This window comes from Streptomyces sp. NPDC005899 (assembly GCF_040629645.1).
In the GTDB taxonomy this organism is placed as follows: Bacteria; Actinomycetota; Actinomycetes; order Streptomycetales; family Streptomycetaceae; genus Streptomyces.
In genome coordinates this window covers 1-1,172 of record NZ_JBEXWB010000701.1, presented here as the reverse complement: position 1 = coordinate 1,172, position 1,172 = coordinate 1, and the positions used below count along the sequence as shown (strand labels likewise).

The following is a 1,172-nucleotide window of genomic DNA, read 5'->3' as shown; positions in this document are numbered from 1 at the left end:
GGGCTCGGCGGCCGCGTCATGTGCTGGCTCTGGACGCCGGGCGGCCCGTGGCGCGAGGCGATCGAGGCCGGCATCGACGTGTCGGTCAGCGGCATGTGGGCGCTCGGCGAGGTCGTCGCCGCCGCCACGGAGGCGGGAACACCCGCTCGTGTGCAGCTCAAGGCGGACACCGGCCTCGGCCGCAACGGCTGCCAGCCCGCCGACTGGCCCGAGCTCGTCTCCGCCGCCCGCGCCGCCGAGGCGGAGGGGACCGTGCGCGTCACGGGCCTCTGGTCGCACTTCGCCTGCGCCGACGAGCCGGGCCACCCCTCGATCGCCGCCCAGCTCCACGTCTTCCGGGACATGGTGGCGTACGCCGAGAAGGAAGGCGTCCTGCCGGAGGTGCGGCACATCGCCAACTCCCCGGCGACCCTCACGCTCCCGGAGTCGCACTTCGACCTCGTACGCACCGGGATCGCCATGTACGGGATCTCGCCCGTCCCGGAGCTCGGCACACCGGCCGACTTCGGGCTGCGCCCCGTCATGACGCTCGCCGCCTCGATCGCCCTGGTCAAACAGGTGCCGCCCGGCCACGGCATCAGCTACGGGCACCACTACACCACCCCGGCCGAGACGACCCTCGCCCTCGTGCCCGTCGGCTACGCGGACGGCGTCCCGCGCCACGCCTCGGGCCGCGGGCCCGTCCTGGTCGCCGGCCGGCGGCGCACGGTGGCCGGACGCGTGGCGATGGACCAGTTCGTGGTCGACCTGGAGGGGGACACCCCGGAGCCGGGGGCGGAGGCGGTGCTGTTCGGACCCGGTGACCGGGGTGAGCCCACCGCCGAGGACTGGGCGGTGGCGGCGGACACGATCGCGTACGAGATCGTCACCCGCATCGGCGGGCGCGTGCCCCGCGTCTACCGCGACGCCACGGGCCCCGGCCCCGCGGCCGGGGGAACGGGCGCGGCCGGCGGAGTCCACGACCGGGACTGAGATCCCGGCCCGGGGCCGGGCGCATCCGGCTCGGCCCCGGCCCGACGACGACAACGACGAGGGAGCACGGCACGGTGAGCGAGACCAGCGCGGGGGACGTGGCGTGGGCCGCTTCCGATCACCACTGCGTCGACCATCGGGTTCCCTTCGCCGGAGGAGAGACAGCACCGACCGGACGCGTCGGGCCGGGGGAGATCACC

The 1,172-nt window shown here is 75.6% G+C and carries 1 protein-coding gene; it reads left to right on the top strand.

Annotated features, from left to right (window positions below; all coding sequences use genetic code 11):
* A partial coding sequence (gene alr / locus ABZ371_RS32775; protein ID WP_358686618.1) for an alanine racemase occupies positions 1-972 on the top strand: 972 nt, incomplete at its 5' end.
* Positions 973-1,172 lie beyond the last annotated feature (200 nt).